We start from the raw sequence: 15,362 nt of genomic DNA, 5'->3' as shown, positions 1-15,362 counted from the left end.
TTGAGTTGACACATCAACCTCAATAGGGAGTGAACGAATATGACCGAGCGCAAGGTGATCGCCGTCGTCGGAGCCACCGGCTCACAGGGCGGCGGACTGGTCCGCGCGATCCTCGACGACGCCTCCGGCGCGTACGCCGTCCGAGCCCTGACCCGGAGCGCGCAGTCGCGGTCGGCGCAGGATCTGGCCGCCCAAGGCGCCGAGGTGGTCGAGGCCGACCTCGACGACGAGGCCAGCCTGCGAGCCGCCTTCGACGGCGTGTACGGCGCCTTCGTCGTGACGAACTACTGGGTCGAGCGGACCCCGGCCGAGGAGGCCGCCCGGACCCGCGCCGAGATGGAACTCACCCAGGCCGGCAACGCCGCCCGGGCCGCCAAGGACGCCGGTGTCGCGCACCTCGTGTGGTCGACGCTCGAGGACACCCGGCCCTTCTTCGGCGACCGCGACGACGTCCCCAGCCTGGACGACGGCCGCTACAAGGTCCCGCACTTCGACGCCAAGGGCGAGGCCGACGACATCTTCCGGTCCGCCGGCGTCCCCACGACCTACCTGCGGACGACCTTCTACTTCGACGCCTTCCTGCACGGCATGGAGCCCAAGCGCGACGCCGACGGCAAGATCACCATCGCCTTCCCGATGTCCGACAAACTCCTGTCCGGCGTCGCCTCCGACGACATCGGCCGCACCGCCCTGGAGATCCTCAAGCGCCCCACCCTGATCGGCGAAACCATCAGCATCGCCGGCGACCACCTCACCGGCCACCAGTACGCCGACCACCTGGCCGCCGCCCTCGGCGAACCCGTCACCTACCAACCCCCGACCTGGGACGAGTTCCGCGCCTACGGCTTCCCCACCGCGGTAGAGGTAGCCAACATGTTCCAGTACTACGCCGAAAACGAAGAGTCCTTCACCGGCAACCGCAACCTCGCCGCCGTACGGGAGTTGAACCCCAACCTCCAGTCCTTCGAAACCTGGCTCAACCTGCACAAAGTCGAGCTGAAAGACGTCGTGAACTGACCTCGCCCCAGGGCGGCTCGAACATCTCGAGCCGCCGGTCGAGGCCGTCCGCGATCGTCGCCACTCACACTTCGACAATCGCCTCCGCACGTGTCACCAGAACGACACAGCGCTAGGCGGCAGCCAGCAGCGCGAGACTCCAGGGGAAGGAAGCCAATGCGGAGCCACCAGTCCGGGGCGGATGCGGCTCAAACTCTCCCGGCCCGAACAAGACGCGCACACCGGCCTCTCGCAGGCTTTCGACGCTGCGAAGGAACACCGCGTTCGCTGCCAGAGCCTGATTGACGAAGGGAACAGCGACGATGCGTACGCCGGCGCCCGTCAACTCGGCAAGCTGACTCAGCGCGTAGTTGTCTGCTGCTCCTGCAGCCCACTTGTTGATCGTGTTGTAGGTCGCCGGCGCCACGATCACCGCATCCGCGGGCGGCACCGACTCGTCGCCCTCAACACGATACGTAGTTCGGACCTGATGCCCAGAAATCTTGCGTAGCTCGTCGAGATCGACGAAGTGTTCGACTGCGGCCGCGGTCACGATGCAGTAGGTATCCCAGCCATCCTGCCGCGCCAGATCGATCATGTCCGCGACCCGCTCCGCAGGGCCAGCGCCGCAAACGATCAGATGCAGAACACGACTCACGCTTCGACTCCTGCCCGCAGTGCCATGGTTCTAACGGAACAACTTTGGACTGCCTAGCTCCGGCCGTCGTGGAGGTAGGCGACGGTGTGCGACTCGGCGGCCTTGAGAGCTCCTTCGAGTCGAAGCCAGACGTAGGGACGAAGGCGGTCGCGAGCCTCGTCGAGCGTGAGGAACGCGTAGCGGCGCAGTTCGTCGAGGTCGGGCTCGAGGTGAGCGAGTTGCTCGGGCGAGACGCGGCCGGCGTCGAAGATGAACATCAGCGAGTCGTCCCACGGGCCGTGTGGCGACACCCAGTCGATGCATGCGAGTGTCAGGCCAGACGGGTCGAGCCGAAGGCTCAGCTCCTCGTTCAGCTCGCGGAGAAGCCCGTCGAGCGGCGGCTCGTTCGCCTCGATCATCCCGCCAGGTAGATCCCAGTCGGGCTTGTAGTCAGGGTCGACGAGAAGGATCCGGCCGCCTTCGTCGCGCAGAATCGCATCGGCACCGACGCGCTTGCGCGCCTGCTTGGCGTTGCCCTCGGCCAGGTGCTCCCGCCAAGCCTCCGGATCGCGCTTGTAGAGCGGTTCGTCGGCCGTCATCGTTGCTCGGTCTGTGTCTCGACGGTGCCGGAAATGATCCACTGCTGCAGCCAGGCGCGCTGGCGTAGGGTCTCGGCGAGCATCTGCCTTGTCTCGGCGACGCTGTTGATTCCCGCGTACGGCGTCAGGCGTTCGTAGATCTCCCGGAGTTGCTGAACGACGAGGTAGGAGCCCAGGGACTGCGTCGATTCGACGACGTCCTGCAGGACCCGACAGGCATGTTCCGGCTCGCCCTGATCAATGAGCGCAGCCGTCAGGAAGAGCTGGCCGAAGGCATGACTCCGAGTCCGGTTCGACGGCCGGAGTCGAATGATCGCCTCGGCGTGGCTCTGGGTTTCCGCGGGGCGCCCAAGCTGTCGCATGCAACGCGCGGCCTCGCTTGCCAGGCTTCCGCTGTCGAAATGGCTGATCCATTCCGATGGTTCGCCTGACGACGATCCGGTGAGTGCGGATTCCGCCTTGCCGAGTAGGGTCCGCGTCTCGTGATCGTCTCCTAGCGCGGCTCGCCCGCGTGCTTGCATGGCCAGTAGCCGTGCTCGAAGTTCTGGATTTGCGGGTCCTTCAGCAAGCGCCGTCTCGCCCGCCTGGGCGAACCGGATCGCGCCGTTCGGGTCGGCTCGGTGATGTGCCAGATGGCTGAGACTGGCGAGCACGTGGACTCCGAGTTGGCGGTCCTGGCCGGCCTTCGACAGGTGGAACGCGCGGAGGAAGTGGCTGTACGCGCGGTCGTCTCGACCCGCGTCGTGAGCCATCCAACCAGCCATCTCGGTCAGACCGGCGGCGGCCGTGAAGACGCCCGGATCTTCCACGGCATCGTCACCGCCGAACAGCCGCGGACCAACCTCCGTGCGTAGGTACTTCACGACCGACCCGTACAGGTGTCCGCCGCCGACCTGCAGGTCAGCCGATCGGAACGAACGCATCGCGAGAACATCTGGATCTTGGGTTCGTCGCCGGGCAAGCGCGGTGGCTGGCCGACGCTTCACAGCGACAGGGATTGGGCCTGGTTCCCTGGCATTCTCCAGGCGCGCGGCAAACCGTGTCCGTACGTCGTCGGTCGCGCTGGCGAGAAGCGAATCCAGGCCCTCCTGGTTGATCGGCCTCGGCCGGATGCGCTCACCGCCGGCCTCCCATCGGGACACCATCCGCTCACTCACGCCGATCCGCGCCGCGAACTCGCGAATACTGAGCCGCTGGCTTTCGCGCAGAGCTCGCACTTCACGGCCGGACCAGACCTGCACCATCACGGGCTCAGTCTGGCACTCAACCGAACACCTCTCCAGCCGAACAACGGGTGTCGGTTCAGTACAAGTTCAGTTGTACGTCGGCGGCGAACCATGTCGCTGTCAAAGCACCTTCCCCGACGCTGGTTGCTCGTCAGCAACTCAGCAGCAACGGGGTCAGACATGCGGTTCGCCTTCGGCTACTTCAAGAAACACTTCCTGATGACAGACGCCGAAGTAGCGTCACGTCGCCAACGAATCGTCGACTGCGCGGCGGCCAACCACCGCGAGCTCGTTGCCCTGTTCGTCGACGAGATCGCGACCGCTCCTGACGAATTTCACAACGCGTTGGTGGCGGTCATGGAGCTGAACGACAGGGCCATGATCGTCCCCAGCCTTGTCCACTTCGCAGGTAGCGGCAACCCGATCGAGTTCCGCGAACTGCTCCGAGCTCAGCACGTCGCCGTACTGCTCTCAGAGCCTCCTCAGCAAGCGGGGCGGGCGTGCTGACATCAGCTCCGCGCCCGTCCCGCTCTCCATCCGAGGACCGACGCCGGCCGTCGCCGAACCACCTGCTCCGCGGAGCAAGACTCCGCACCCCATCCCCGGCTGACGCCGACCGTCCCATGTCACGCGCGGAGCTGGCGGAAGCCGTCTGTGCCTGGTTGTGGCTCACGAAAGGCGACAACCGCCCGCTGGACGCCCACTACATCGCAAAGCTCGAGCGAGGCTCCGTCCGTCGTACCGGCGGCTCCTATCGCGAAGCCTTACGCGCAGTCCTGGGAGTCGCAAACGACGCCGATCTAGTCAGCTGTCGGTTGTGTCTTTCTCAGCCCGGCGGCGTGACCCAACGGTCATTGTGGCCATGAAGAGGCCGAAGAAGGCAGCGGCAAGCCCACCCCAAGCGTAGCCAGCCGGCAACCACGAGGGTGCCAGCGCTTTGCCGATCAAGGCGACGATCCAGAAAATACCGCCGTGGATCAGCACGAGAAGCCACCAGGGAGCTTTCGTCGTCAGGTAGTTGCGCATATCAGAGTTGTAGCCGGAGCACGGGGGCAACTCCATCACTCCAGCACCTGCCGGTATCAGTCAACCAACAGGAGTCTTGCTGCCTGGGCGCCTTCAGTCGAGTCATCAGAATTTCATCGCCAGTTCCTACGGTGAGCTGTACACCGACCGAAGGGACCTGGAATGACCATCAAGCGAGTTGCAGCATTGTTCGCCTCGGCCGCGCTGATCGTGGCCGGGGCCTGGATCCTCAAGCCGACCACCACAGTTGACGCAAGCGAAACCCCGGCCAGCCAGGGCCAAACCGACGGCTTCGAGTGGAACTAACCGCCAGGACAGAGTCCAGCGAGCTACGGCGGCGGTGAGTGGTCAGGTGCGCAAGATGCGGGCGCGGCGGGCGGGGAGGTCGACGGTTGTGACGCTGCGCCCGGATTCGTCGCGGTACGGCATTGGGAGGGTGACTCGGCGGGAGGTGTCCGGGTCGGAGTTCACGAGCACGAGGCCGTGCTCGAACGCTCGTTGGTGGAGGTTCGGTTCGAGCTGGGTACGGCGGCCGGTCGGCTTGCCGAGTTGCCAGTCGTACATGTCACGGCTCGCAACCCAGTCGCCGACCACCGCGTCGACATTCGACTCCATGAACACCTGCGTACCGTCGTCGGCCAGCAGGAACCCGGCATAGCCGTAGCGGGCACACTCCGTACACCGCCCGCCGGATGTCTGGGCGCTGAAGACCCCGAGCTTCCCGGTCGCGGCAGCAGTCTCGACCTCGGCCAGTTGGACCTGCCAGCCCGAGGGCTCGTAGGCAGGCAGGTTGTCCGGCTCGGTCTCCGTGCCGCCGAAGGTGGTCCAGAATTCGTCGAATCCACCGGACTGCTGAGCGGAGTACCGGTCCCACAGACCCGCGAACAATCTGGCGTCAGCCATGTTTGCCAGCACACCGAACCCGGCGTTGCGCAACTGGCTTCCCGCATAGTCGATGAACGACTGGTACGCCGCCTGCCCGGCCCGGTCGTCAGCGTACTGATCGGGTGCGACCCCGCCCGGCGTGTAGGCGCCGATCTTGGTCAGCTGATTGTCCACGAAGACACCGTCGAAAGCCGGGCTTCCGTGCAACTCGGCCAGAACGTTCGCCGTCCAGCGTTCCTTGTAGTCCGGCGCGCCGACATCGGCATGCCAGTGCGACCGGTAACCGGCGTACTCGAAGCGGTCACCGTGGACAGTCAGGAACCACTTGGGATGGTTGGCCACGGCATCGCAGTAATCCACACCCCAGTCGCGACCGATCGTCCCACCGTCGGCGTTGCACCACTCACTCGCGGGCCGGCTCAGATCGCGACGGGCCGAGCTCGCATCCTTGTAGACATAGACGAGTGCGTCCGCTCGAGCTTCCTTCACGGCGGCCGCGATCTTCCGCATGTACGGGCTGAGAAGGAACAGCCGATACCGGCTGACGTCCACCTGTGCGAGGCGGCCCGGATCGTCCGCACCGCCGAACAGCCGGAACGCAAAGCTGTCCGCTGACTGCTCAGCAGCCTCCACCGACGACCGACTGCCGGACACCAGCCCCACCAGTAGCAGAACGATGGCCACGCCGGCGACAGCCAACCGCCGACCGAAAACACCTCGAGAAAGTCGAACGCATCCACTCATAGCCGCTCCGTGGTGGTCGCTGTCAGTTGTCGATCTTCCACCAGTGCTCGTAGCGGTTACTGCCGGTGCGGCACTCCGATGCGACGACCTCTGGGTACTGGGGATTGTCGTTGTAGTAGTTGACCTGAGCCAAGCAGGCAGTCAGACCGTCTGTGGTCTGCGGAAAGGTCTGGTGCAGCTTCCACTGGGCCGGTACTGCGGCCTCCGCGATGCTCACGGCCGGCACACTGCCGGGTGCCGCCAAAGCTGACCCGCTCATCCCGGCCGCCATGGCGAGCCCCGCCACCACCAGAACGGGTACGCATTGCCTCCACCTTCGTTCGACGAATGATCGACTGACCGCAAAGTATTGCTACCGGCAACTAGTTCGGGAACCCATTCGATGAGCATCAAATCCTTGCCTCTGGCACGCCCGTGCGGTCCGAGCGAACATGAATCACCCTCATCGCCGTGCAGGCGGCGGGAATCATAATTGCTTACAGCAACAGAAAATTGGTCTACATCAATTTTCACCTTGTTGCCCGCCGCAATTATTGAGGAATGCTCGAGGTGGCAACCGTGGCGTTAGGGCGGCTCGAACTTCTCGAGCCGTTCTGCTCTGAGCTGGACGGGTGGTGACAGTCGACCCAGACGTTGAAGACCCCGGTGCGGGTCACCTCGGGCGGCATGTCGCCCTTGAACCCGGGGACCAGGTCATAAGCGGTGTTGTTCGCATAGAGCGACAGCAGTGCCGGGTTACTCGCCGCCTTGGCCGAACGCACCACGTACTGCAGCCAACCCGGCACTGGGTTGTTCCAGCAGCCCGGCACCACCCATTGGACTCCACTGCCGTAGTAGCCGCTATACAGGCACACCTTGCCGTCGGGGCAGGCGTAGTCCGTGGTACCGGCTTGTGCGGCTGTCGGTGCGGTCAGGACGACGGCCGCGGCGCCGAGCGCCGCAACGCCGGCGAAGGCTGTACGGGTCGTGGTCTTCATGGTCCTGCCTTTCGTAGTCAGGCCTCCAAATTTCCAGCGCGCGACACGGATGCCGATCCTTTCGAGCCCAGTGAAATCCGGACTTCGGCCACAACCGATCAACGGGACCATGCGGAGTCGTCGTCCGACACGCGGTGGGGCGGCGGCATCGGTGGGCGGACAGTAATGTCCGGTGGGCGGGCCTCGGGCGGAAACGATTCCAACATCTTTCAGGTGGAGGCAGAGTATGCGTGGGTTCAGGCCGGTTGCCGCTCTGGTGACAGCGCTGTTCGTCGCCGTCACCGCCGCGCCGGTCGCGTACGGCGTACCGAGGCCAACCGTGGTTGGACCGGCGACGGTGAACGCTGATGCCGCGTTCGACGCGTTGAACCGGGCGTTTCTGATCTCCGACGGTGATCGGCGGTATTACAAGGAGTCGCTCGCCAAAACGGAGAAGGACTACTTCTGGCGTCAGGCGCTCGACATCCAAGCGGCCGAGGACGTCTACGACAGCACTCGGCGTCCGGCGACCCGGGATTTGGTCGCACGCCTGCTCGACACTTTTCTTCAGCAGAACCACGGTGACGGCGGCCTGTACGACTGGGACTGGAACGAGTACAACGACGACCTGCTGTGGGCCGGGCTGGCGTTCGCTCGCGGCTACAAGATCACCGGCAACAGCACCTATCTGTCGCAGGCGCAGTACGCCTTCAATCGGGTCTACGACCGGGGATGGGACAGCGCACTCGGCGGAGGTGCGTGGTGGAGCATCTACAAGGAGGAGAAGAGCGCCCTCAGCAACAGCCCGGCGGTGATCCTGGGTGCACTGATCTTCGAGGCGAACGGCGAGCGCGGCTATCTGGACAAGGCTCGAGCGATCTACGACTGGACATGGACCCGCCTGCTCGACCGGTCGACCGGCGGTGTCCACGAGAAGATCACGGCCGACGGTACGGTCGACAGCGGCCAGAATGTGTATTCCGCAGGTGCGTTCGTCAGCGCCGCCCAAGCCATGTACCGGAACTTCGGGCAGCGGTCCATCTTCGACGACGCGAAGCGCACCACCGACTGGGTGATCCGGGAACGCACCACCAACGGCATCATGACCAACGGGCAGCGCGAGGGCACGTGGCAGTCGGAGTTCGCCCGCGGCATGCGCGAGTTCGTCCGGGAGAACAACCTGTGGGACCAGTACTACGACTTCATGAAGCGCAACGCCGACGCCGCGTGGAACATGAGGCGCACCGATCTGCTCCTCACCTGGAACCAATGGGACGTGCAGACACCGCGTGATGACACCCGCGCGATCGAGGCCATCGGCTCGGTGATCATGCAGGCGGTCACCCCGGCGTACAAGCCCGCCGGAAACACGGTCGTCAGCAACTGGAACGGCAAGTGCCTCGACGTGCCCGGCGGAAGCTACACCGACGGCCAACGCGTAGCCGTGTGGGACTGCAACGGCGGCGCGAATCAGCAGTGGCAGTTCACCGGCAGCGAAGTGCGCACGCAGAACAACAAGTGCCTCGACGTCAACGGTGGCTCGACCACGAACGGCGCCGCGATCCAACTGTGGTCGTGCAACAACACCGTCGCCCAGCGATTCGAACTGACCTCCACAGGCGATCTGGTCAACCACCACTCGAACAAGTGCATCGACATCTCCGCCTGGGACCCCGCCAACGGTGCCGTGCTCGTCCAGTGGGACTGCGCAGCCACCGCCAACCAGAAGTGGCACCGCGTCTGACGGCGGGATGACAGGAGGAGTCAGCGAAATTTCATCGCCCTGGGTCATCGTGTCGACACGTCCTGTCAACCCATCGCCCCCAGGGAGACCTCATGCCGGATTCACGTGACACTCGATGGATCGTCGCCTTCGACGCGGGCTGCGCCGCGTGCCGCAAGGTGTCCGAACGCGTCGCCGAGGCCAGCGACGGCCAGCTGGAAGTCTTGCCGTTGAGCAACGCCGAAGTGGTCGGCTGGCGTGCGGCCGCGCTGGGGCCCGAGCCCGACTGGGCGCCGACCTTGATCAGAGTCCGTGGCGGGGAAGTGCGCGCCTGGACCGGGCGGGGAATGATCGCGCCGCTCGTACGGCGCCTCGGTGTCCGGCGTTCGGTCGCGGTCGCGACTGCGATCGGTGGCGCGCGCCGCGCGGGTGGCAAGCCGGCCGTCGAGGCAGGCGGGGTCAGCCGCAAGCGATTCCTGCAATGGGGAGCGGGTCTCTCGGTGGCCGGCGTACTCGCTGTCACGGGCGAGCTGCCCGCCTTCGCCTCCGACCCGGCGGCCGCGTGGGTGCGGGAGCAACTCAAGCAGGGCACACTTCCTTCGTCGTACGGCGAGATGGCGTCGATCCCGGTCGAGTATCGGTGGGCAGTCTTCGTCCAGGCCGAGCCGCGGGTTCGCAGCGCCTTGTTCGTCGAGCACCTGCAGCACAGCCGCGCCTCCATGGGCGTGCTGACCAGTGAGCAGCGCGCCGTGTTCGACCTCGCCCAAAGCTGGGCGGCCCAGCCGTCCCTCTTCGCCGACCGCGAGGGTTCGGCCGCGATGGCCCAGTCGGCCAACGTCCGCGAGCGCGCCATCGCGGCCTTCGGCGCCGACCAGGCAACGGCAATCTTCACGACCCTCGGACCGGTCGAGGCTGTTCGGGGACCGTCCGCGCGTTGTAATTGCAATGCCTTCGATTCCTGGTGCAAGGCACCGACACCGTACTGCGACAAAGGCAACTGCCCCGAGAACTGCTGCTGCGGTTGGCTCGGATGGGCCAACTGCGACGGCATCTGCGAGTAAGCACGCGCGGCGCCGGCCACGAGTCCCAGATCAAACTCCGGGTACGACGCCGGCGTCGACGGCTGCAACTACTGACCAGCCCGGTCAGAGGTTGTGGGGGGCGTCTTCTATTTGGGAGAGGGCGATAGTGATGATGTTCTCTCGGGTGAAGACGTCGACGGCGGCCAGGCGGGTCAGCCATTTGCGGTGGGTGATCGGTTCGACCTTGTCTGCGACGGATTCCAGCCAGAGCCGGAAGAGGGCCCAGTTGTTGCCTGCCTCAACGAGGTCGAGGTAGTCGCTCACGGGTGTCCGGGCGATCGCGTCGGCGGTGTGGTTCCACAGGTCGCGGATGAACTCGCGGGACTCCTTGATGTCGCGCGGTGTACCGAGCCGGTGCGCGTGGCCGCCGATGTAGGTGTCGATGTCGAGATCGGCCAGTACGTCGTGCGCGCGGATCACGCCGGGAACGCTGTCAGCCGATCCCCAGGCCCGGAAGGGAGCCCAGCCGGGCAGCACGACGTCGACCATCATCGCGGTCCGTTGGCGCGGCGCGTGGATGATGATGTTGCCGGCTTCGTGGTTGACGCCGGGGTAGCTGAGTTCGAGCCGCTGGTTGCCGACAGCAAGGGTGTGGTGATCGGTGAAGGTCTCGGTCGGCATCGGGCGCTGCGGGTCCTGCTCGGCCTTGATCAGCCGGGCGGTCTCGGCGTGGGCGATCCGGGCAATGTCGCCGAACGCGGCAGCGTTGGCGATGTGGTCGGCGTGGTGGTGGCTGTAGACGAGGTGCGTGACCCGCTTGCTGGTCACCTCCTTGATCGCGGCCGGCAACGCATCGGCAAGTGCGGGCGGCGCATCGACCAGGATCACGCCCTTGCTGCTCACGACGAACGCAGCCTGCGTGCCGCCGGCGGTCACGGCGTACATGTCGCGCCCGACCCGCTCCAATCGGTAGCCCGCCGGCCCCACCGGCAACGGCTTCGCACCAGCCGGCAGCGGAGCGAACTTCGGCACCGGCTTCGTCGCCGACCCGGTGGCGGCGCTCGCGGTACCACTGATCAGCACTGCCCCAACGCCGGCCGCCGCGGCCGCCGACCCCCACTTCAGCAGACCCCGACGAGAGGTTGGCTGCACATCGTTGCTGTCCATCATCATTCTCTTTCCGCTACTCCAGCGATTGAAGGTTCAACAACAGTCTGGAGTGCGTTCCGGCGGACAGCGAGGGGTTCTGATCCCTAGGGTTGGTTGCCCAGGTTCTGGGTTCCGATGACGGCCAGCAGGTCCAGCTTGTCCGCGCTGTCGGTGCCCAGCGCGGGAGTGAACCAGATCAGTCGCTGGCGACCGTCCTCGCTGAAAAGAGTGAGCCCGTTGAACTCGATCAGCCCGACGGCCGGGTGGATGACACGTTTACGATCGTCGCGCCGGAAGGCCACCTCGTGCTCGGCCCACAGCGCCGCGAACTCCGCAGAGCTGTCGAGCAGATCCGCGATCAGAGCGGTGGCCTCGGTGTCCTTCGCCGTACGGCGCGCCGCGGCCGCGCGGAGGTCCGCGACGAACGCCCACGACTGGCTCGGGTGATCCTGCTCGACGTAGAGGTCGCGTGCGGTCGAATCCGTGAACCAGCGATAGACCAGACTCGCTTCCTTGCCGCGATAGCCGCACTGGTCACCGAGAAGGGCGACCGCGAGCGGGTTCTGCACCAAGGTGACGTGCAGATCGGTCATGACCTGGGCAGGGGTCGTCGTCAGCCGCGTCAGCAGATCGAGCATGCCTGGATGGACGTGCGCGGAGGACCCGGTGTCACGCGGGAGCGGCCGGTCGGCCAGGTGATAAAGGTGGTCGCGTTCGTCGGCCGTGAGACGCAGTGCTCTGGCCAGGGCCGCGAGCATCTGCTCGGATGGCTGGGAGCCCGCCCCGCGTTCGAGCTCGTTGTAGTAGTCCACCGAGGCACGGGCCAGGAGCGCCACCTCGTCGCGGCGCAGCCCGGGCACCCGTCGGCGAGGCCCCGACACGAGTCCTACCTGAGCAGGCTGGATGCGTTCTCGACGCGACCGCAGGAACGCGCCCAGCTCGACGTACTTCGGAGAAGTCACCCCTCCAGTGTGCGACGGCGGGGCACGCGGACCCAGGGGATGACATCCCCTGGTTCAGATCGTTGCCCACGGCCATCGTCGAAGGTATGAAGACCATGCAAGCAGCAGTCGTGTCCACACCAGGTGGCCCGGAGGCCATCGAGATCGTGGAGAGGCCGATTCCCCAACCGGGACCAGGCCAGGTCCGGGTGCGCGTCGCCGCGGCGGCCGTCAATCCCGTCGACCTGTCCACGCGGGCAGGCGTCTACCACCGGATGGGCCGGATCACCGGACCGATCACCGGCCTCGGCTGGGATGTCGCCGGGACTGTGGATGCGGTGGGAAGCGACGTCTCATTCGGCATCGGCGAACCAGTTGCCGGAATGCTCGACACCTTCGATCGCCCCTACGGAACCTATGCCGAGTACGTCGTCATCGCTGCGACCGCGCTGGCGAGGGTTCCCGACCAGGTACCACCGACGATCGCCGCCGCGGTACCCCTGGCAGGAATCACCGCACGAGCGATCGCCGACCAGCTGGGTGTGGGTAACGGCCGTCGGTTGCTCGTCACCGGAGCGGCAGGCGCCATCGGCGGCTACCTCATCCGGCTGGCAGCGGAGCACGGCTGGCAAGCCTCCGGACTGGCCCGCGCAAGCGACCGGGCCTTCGTCGAGTCCCAAGGTGCTCAGCTGGTAACCGAACCAGGACAAGGCTGGGACGCCGTCGCGGATCCGGCGGCGATCGGTTCCCCCGCGCTGGAGGCGGTGGCAGACGGCGGCAGGTACGTAGGCGTTCGTCCCGGGCGCGGAGCCGAGAGCACCCGAGGAATCGTGACCAACGAAGTACGAGCGGCTGCCGACGGCGTCGTCGTACGGGACCTTCTTGACCGGGTGCGCCGCGGAGTCCTGGATGTCCGGGTGAACACCGTTCTGCCGCTGAGCAAAGCGGCCGATGCACACACGCTGGCCGAGACGCGTGGTCTCCGCGGCCGGATCATCCTCGACCCGACCCAATAGTTGCAGTCTGACCTGTTCAGGTCACGCGGCTGGTGCGGGTTCGGAGGTCCATTAGCGTCGGCCTGAAACCGTTGGGGGTGCTATGACCGATCAGATGGATGTGGCCGCGGTGAACCCGGTCTTCCGTGCGTTGCTGCGCGCCCGCGAACAGGGGGATATGGCCGGGGCTCTCCTGGACCTGCGCCAGATCGCGACCGGTGGTTCCGAGGACGCCGTGGGTGCGACGTTTCATCTGGGGTTGTTGTTGCACGAGACCGGGGATGTGCAGGGCGCCGAGGAAGCGTTCCGGTACGTCGTCTATGACGGCGACGGTGAGTCGCGGGGTGAGGCTGCTATCCGACTCGCCTTCCTGCTGACCGAGCGGCACGACCTCGCCGGCGCCGTCCAGGCCTACCGGATCGCGGCCGACCTGGATGACCTTCCGGAGCTCGACGAGCAGCATCGCTCCGACGTGGATCTCCTCGGCGCCGGCGCCCTGGAGGCCGCCCGTCAGTTCATCACCGACGACGCCTCGACCGCAGAGGCATGCGCCTACGAGCAGGCGATGGACACCGGCCACCCGGTGTACGCGTCCGAAGCGGCGGCTCAGCTCGCGGCGATGTACCGGCGGCAGGGCAGAGCGAACGGTCCGCAGACAGCGATCGATGCGCTCATCGCGAAAGGCCGGTCCGCGCTGGTCTCTCGTGCTTGGTTCCGCTACGGCCACCAGCTCGCGACCGAAGGCGACCTGGAGTCCGTGGATCAACTCTGGGCGCGCCTGAGTACGACGATCGGCGGGCCAGGCCTCCTGGCGATGGAATGCGGCCGCCACGTCCTGCACGGCCGGACCACCGCGGCCGAGGTCACGTTCCACCAGGTGATCGCCGCCGCCCCTGACCTGGCCGAACAACTCGGCAGCTTCGCGATGGAGGTCGGCAGCGTCCGCGAGCGCCGAGGTAACCACCCCGCGGCGCGAACGGCGTACGAGATCACGGCAACGTTCGGTACGGCGGCCGCGATCGACTGGCTGGTCGAAGACGCCGAATGGGCAATCGGCCAGCTCTAGAAACAGACCCCGGTTCAGCCGTTGAAGATCTTGATCGGGTTCACGATATCGGCGATGACGAGCAGGACGCCCATCACGACCATGCAGGTTGCGGCCAGGTAGGCGACCGGGAGCAGTTTGCCGACGTCGACGTACCCGGGGTCGGGGCGGCCGAACAGCTTCGCGAAGCCGCGCCGGATGCCTTCCCAGATCGCGCCGATCATGTGGCCGCCGTCGAGCGGCAGCAGCGGAATGAAGTTGAACAGGGCAAGGAAGAGATTCAGCGAGGCGAGCAGCGAGATCAGGAAGGCGATCCGCTCACCGCCGCTGAGCGTCTGGTTGGCGGCGATCTCACCGGCCACCCGGCTCGCACCCACGACGCTGATCGGGCTGTCCTGGTCACGCTCGCCGCCGACGACCGCCTTGGCGACACCGACCAGCTTGGCCGGGAAGTTGCCGAGGGCCTTGACCGTGGCGACGGTCAGCTCGCCCATCCGGTCCACGGCGAAGCCGAAGTCCTGCCGCTCGACCTTCATCTCGGGTGTGACCCCGAGGAAGCCGACCGCGACGATCGTGTCCGACCCGGCCTTCTCCCGGACCTGGTTGATGATCGTCGCCGTCCGCAGGGTCTGCTGCTGACCGTTGCGCTCGACAACGATCGTGGCGGGCTTGTCGGTGTTCGCGCGGATCAGCGGGGTGAGCTGGTCCCAGCTGGAGATCGGGGTGCCGTTGAAGGACAGGACCTTGTCCCCGACCTGGAACCCCGCGGTCTTCGCCGGTGACACCTTGTCGGCATCGGTGCACTTGCGGCCGGGGGTGGCCTCGGCGGCCGGGATCACACAGTCGGTGACGGTGTGCACGGTCGTCTGCGCGACATTGGCGCCGTACAGCATGAAGAGACCGGCGAACAGGACGAACGCGATCACGACGTTGACCAGCGGCCCGGACGCCATCACGATCAGCTTCTTCCACCACGCCTTCTGGTAGAACAGCCGGCCGTCGTCGGCGGGGTCGATCGTCTCGTACTCCGCGTTCCGGGCGTTCTCGACCATCGACTGGATCGGGCCGGTGCTGCCCCGGCGCACGGTCCCGGGTCGCTGGCCCTTCGCCGGCGGCAGCATCCCGATGATCCGGACGAACCCGCCGGCCGGGATCAGCTTGATCCCGTACTCGGTCTCACCGCGCTTGGTCGACCAGACAGTCCGGCCGAACCCGGAGAAGAACTGGGTGACCTTCATCCCGAAGGCCTTGGCCGGCAGCAGGTGCCCCAGTTCGTGCAGGGCGAACGACAGCATGATGCCGACGAGGAACACCACGATGCCGAGAACGGTGAGAAGCACGGTCATCCGGTCATCATCCGTCACCGGAGGGCTACTACAGCCATAGGTGATGACATTGGGATGCCATCACCTATAGCT

Annotated in this window: 17 protein-coding genes and 1 pseudogene; 7 read left to right on the top strand and 11 right to left on the bottom strand. The window is 66.1% G+C overall.

Features of this window, described 5'->3' with window-relative positions:
* Nucleotides 1-39 precede the first annotated feature (39 nt).
* Complete coding sequence (locus OG474_RS26605; RefSeq protein ID WP_405056294.1) at nt 40-1,017, top strand: NmrA/HSCARG family protein; 978 nt, start codon at nt 40-42, stop codon at nt 1,015-1,017.
* Nucleotides 1,018-1,129: 112 nt separating this feature from the next.
* Here OG474_RS26605 and OG474_RS26600 read toward each other — a convergent pair whose 3' ends face one another.
* The 4 genes and pseudogenes from OG474_RS26600 to OG474_RS26585 form a co-directional block, all read right to left on the bottom strand.
* Entirely contained in the window at nt 1,130-1,654 is a 525-nt protein-coding gene (locus OG474_RS26600) for a flavoprotein (protein WP_405056293.1), read from the bottom strand.
* Nucleotides 1,655-1,707: 53 nt separating this feature from the next.
* Nucleotides 1,708-2,232 carry an NUDIX domain-containing protein gene (locus OG474_RS26595; protein WP_405056292.1) on the bottom strand — a complete coding sequence of 175 codons (525 nt, stop codon included), beginning with the start codon at nt 2,230-2,232 and terminating at the stop codon, nt 1,708-1,710.
* Nucleotides 2,229-3,155 carry a hypothetical protein gene (locus OG474_RS26590; RefSeq protein ID WP_405064688.1) on the bottom strand — a complete coding sequence of 309 codons (927 nt, stop codon included), beginning with the start codon at nt 3,153-3,155 and terminating at the stop codon, nt 2,229-2,231. The genes OG474_RS26595 and OG474_RS26590 overlap by 4 nt, the downstream gene beginning before the upstream one ends.
* A 201-nt stretch (nt 3,156-3,356) precedes the next feature.
* A pseudogene (locus OG474_RS26585) lies at nt 3,357-3,476 on the bottom strand (helix-turn-helix domain-containing protein); the annotation flags it as partial.
* Between the two features lie 162 nt (nt 3,477-3,638).
* Between OG474_RS26585 and OG474_RS26580 the strand changes: the two are divergent.
* Nucleotides 3,639-3,965, top strand: a complete 327-nt coding sequence (locus tag OG474_RS26580) for a hypothetical protein (protein WP_405056291.1) — start codon at nt 3,639-3,641, stop codon at nt 3,963-3,965.
* Between the two features lie 297 nt (nt 3,966-4,262).
* Here the strand turns inward: OG474_RS26580 and OG474_RS26575 are convergent, their stop codons facing one another.
* Entirely contained in the window at nt 4,263-4,484 is a 222-nt protein-coding gene (locus OG474_RS26575; RefSeq protein ID WP_405056290.1) for a hypothetical protein, read from the bottom strand.
* 162 nt (nt 4,485-4,646) lie between these two features.
* On the opposite strand from OG474_RS26575, the gene OG474_RS26570 reads away from it, so the two are divergent.
* Complete coding sequence (locus OG474_RS26570; protein ID WP_405056289.1) at nt 4,647-4,790, top strand: hypothetical protein; 144 nt, start codon at nt 4,647-4,649, stop codon at nt 4,788-4,790.
* Nucleotides 4,791-4,832: 42 nt separating this feature from the next.
* On the opposite strand, the gene OG474_RS26565 is transcribed toward OG474_RS26570, so the two are convergent.
* The 3 genes from OG474_RS26565 to OG474_RS26555 all read right to left on the bottom strand — a co-directional run bounded on the left by OG474_RS26565 (nt 4,833) and on the right by OG474_RS26555 (nt 7,090).
* A complete protein-coding gene (locus tag OG474_RS26565) occupies nt 4,833-6,053 on the bottom strand; it encodes a putative glycoside hydrolase (protein ID WP_405056288.1) in 1,221 nt (406 codons plus the stop codon).
* Nucleotides 6,054-6,135: 82 nt separating this feature from the next.
* Nucleotides 6,136-6,330 (bottom strand): hypothetical protein, encoded by a 195-nt coding sequence (locus OG474_RS26560; protein ID WP_405056287.1) that lies wholly within the window; start codon nt 6,328-6,330, stop codon nt 6,136-6,138.
* Between the two features lie 313 nt (nt 6,331-6,643).
* On the bottom strand, nt 6,644-7,090 hold the full coding sequence (locus tag OG474_RS26555) for a hypothetical protein (protein ID WP_405056286.1): 447 nt from the start codon (nt 7,088-7,090) through the stop codon (nt 6,644-6,646).
* 226 nt (nt 7,091-7,316) lie between these two features.
* Here OG474_RS26555 and OG474_RS26550 point away from each other — a divergent pair, with 226 nt between their 5' ends.
* Nucleotides 7,317-8,813, top strand: coding sequence for a ricin-type beta-trefoil lectin domain protein (locus OG474_RS26550; RefSeq protein ID WP_405056285.1), 1,497 nt, complete (start codon nt 7,317-7,319; stop codon nt 8,811-8,813).
* Nucleotides 8,814-8,905: 92 nt separating this feature from the next.
* Nucleotides 8,906-9,853: a bacteriocin fulvocin C-related protein gene (locus tag OG474_RS26545; protein ID WP_405056284.1), complete on the top strand. Its 948-nt coding sequence runs from the start codon at nt 8,906-8,908 to the stop codon at nt 9,851-9,853.
* A gap of 84 nt (nt 9,854-9,937) precedes the next feature.
* Here OG474_RS26545 and OG474_RS26540 read toward each other — a convergent pair whose 3' ends face one another.
* Nucleotides 9,938-10,981: an MBL fold metallo-hydrolase gene (locus OG474_RS26540; RefSeq protein WP_405056283.1), complete on the bottom strand. Its 1,044-nt coding sequence runs from the start codon at nt 10,979-10,981 to the stop codon at nt 9,938-9,940.
* Between the two features lie 86 nt (nt 10,982-11,067).
* Nucleotides 11,068-11,925 carry a helix-turn-helix transcriptional regulator gene (locus OG474_RS26535; protein WP_405056282.1) on the bottom strand — a complete coding sequence of 286 codons (858 nt, stop codon included), beginning with the start codon at nt 11,923-11,925 and terminating at the stop codon, nt 11,068-11,070.
* 86 nt (nt 11,926-12,011) lie between these two features.
* Here OG474_RS26535 and OG474_RS26530 point away from each other — a divergent pair, with 86 nt between their 5' ends.
* On the top strand, nt 12,012-12,920 hold the full coding sequence (locus tag OG474_RS26530) for an NADP-dependent oxidoreductase (RefSeq protein ID WP_405056281.1): 909 nt from the start codon (nt 12,012-12,014) through the stop codon (nt 12,918-12,920).
* Nucleotides 12,921-13,002: 82 nt separating this feature from the next.
* Nucleotides 13,003-13,965: a hypothetical protein gene (locus OG474_RS26525; RefSeq protein WP_405056280.1), complete on the top strand. Its 963-nt coding sequence runs from the start codon at nt 13,003-13,005 to the stop codon at nt 13,963-13,965.
* A gap of 14 nt (nt 13,966-13,979) precedes the next feature.
* Here OG474_RS26525 and OG474_RS26520 read toward each other — a convergent pair whose 3' ends face one another.
* Nucleotides 13,980-15,290 carry a M50 family metallopeptidase gene (locus OG474_RS26520; protein ID WP_405056279.1) on the bottom strand — a complete coding sequence of 437 codons (1,311 nt, stop codon included), beginning with the start codon at nt 15,288-15,290 and terminating at the stop codon, nt 13,980-13,982.
* Nucleotides 15,291-15,362: the final 72 nt, after the last annotated feature.

The organism is Kribbella sp. NBC_01505, from assembly GCF_045040285.1.
Classification (GTDB): Bacteria; Actinomycetota; Actinomycetes; order Propionibacteriales; family Kribbellaceae; genus Kribbella.
Note: the sequence above shows the minus strand (reverse complement) of the source record. Positions and strands in the feature narration are given on the sequence as shown.

Coding starts and splice junctions, on each gene's coding strand:
- OG474_RS26605 (WP_405056294.1), top strand. CDS start 40: ATGACCGAGCGCAAGGTGATCGCCGTCGTCGGAGCCACCGGCTCACAG.
- OG474_RS26595 (WP_405056292.1), bottom strand. CDS start 2,232: ATGACGGCCGACGAACCGCTCTACAAGCGCGATCCGGAGGCTTGGCGG.
- OG474_RS26590 (WP_405064688.1), bottom strand. CDS start 3,155: ATGCGTTCGTTCCGATCGGCTGACCTGCAGGTCGGCGGCGGACACCTG.
- OG474_RS26580 (WP_405056291.1), top strand. CDS start 3,639: ATGCGGTTCGCCTTCGGCTACTTCAAGAAACACTTCCTGATGACAGAC.
- OG474_RS26575 (WP_405056290.1), bottom strand. CDS start 4,484: ATGCGCAACTACCTGACGACGAAAGCTCCCTGGTGGCTTCTCGTGCTG.
- OG474_RS26570 (WP_405056289.1), top strand. CDS start 4,647: ATGACCATCAAGCGAGTTGCAGCATTGTTCGCCTCGGCCGCGCTGATC.
- OG474_RS26555 (WP_405056286.1), bottom strand. CDS start 7,090: ATGAAGACCACGACCCGTACAGCCTTCGCCGGCGTTGCGGCGCTCGGC.
- OG474_RS26550 (WP_405056285.1), top strand. CDS start 7,317: ATGCGTGGGTTCAGGCCGGTTGCCGCTCTGGTGACAGCGCTGTTCGTC.
- OG474_RS26545 (WP_405056284.1), top strand. CDS start 8,906: ATGCCGGATTCACGTGACACTCGATGGATCGTCGCCTTCGACGCGGGC.
- OG474_RS26540 (WP_405056283.1), bottom strand. CDS start 10,981: ATGGACAGCAACGATGTGCAGCCAACCTCTCGTCGGGGTCTGCTGAAG.
- OG474_RS26530 (WP_405056281.1), top strand. CDS start 12,012: ATGAAGACCATGCAAGCAGCAGTCGTGTCCACACCAGGTGGCCCGGAG.
- OG474_RS26525 (WP_405056280.1), top strand. CDS start 13,003: ATGACCGATCAGATGGATGTGGCCGCGGTGAACCCGGTCTTCCGTGCG.
- OG474_RS26520 (WP_405056279.1), bottom strand. CDS start 15,290: ATGACCGTGCTTCTCACCGTTCTCGGCATCGTGGTGTTCCTCGTCGGC.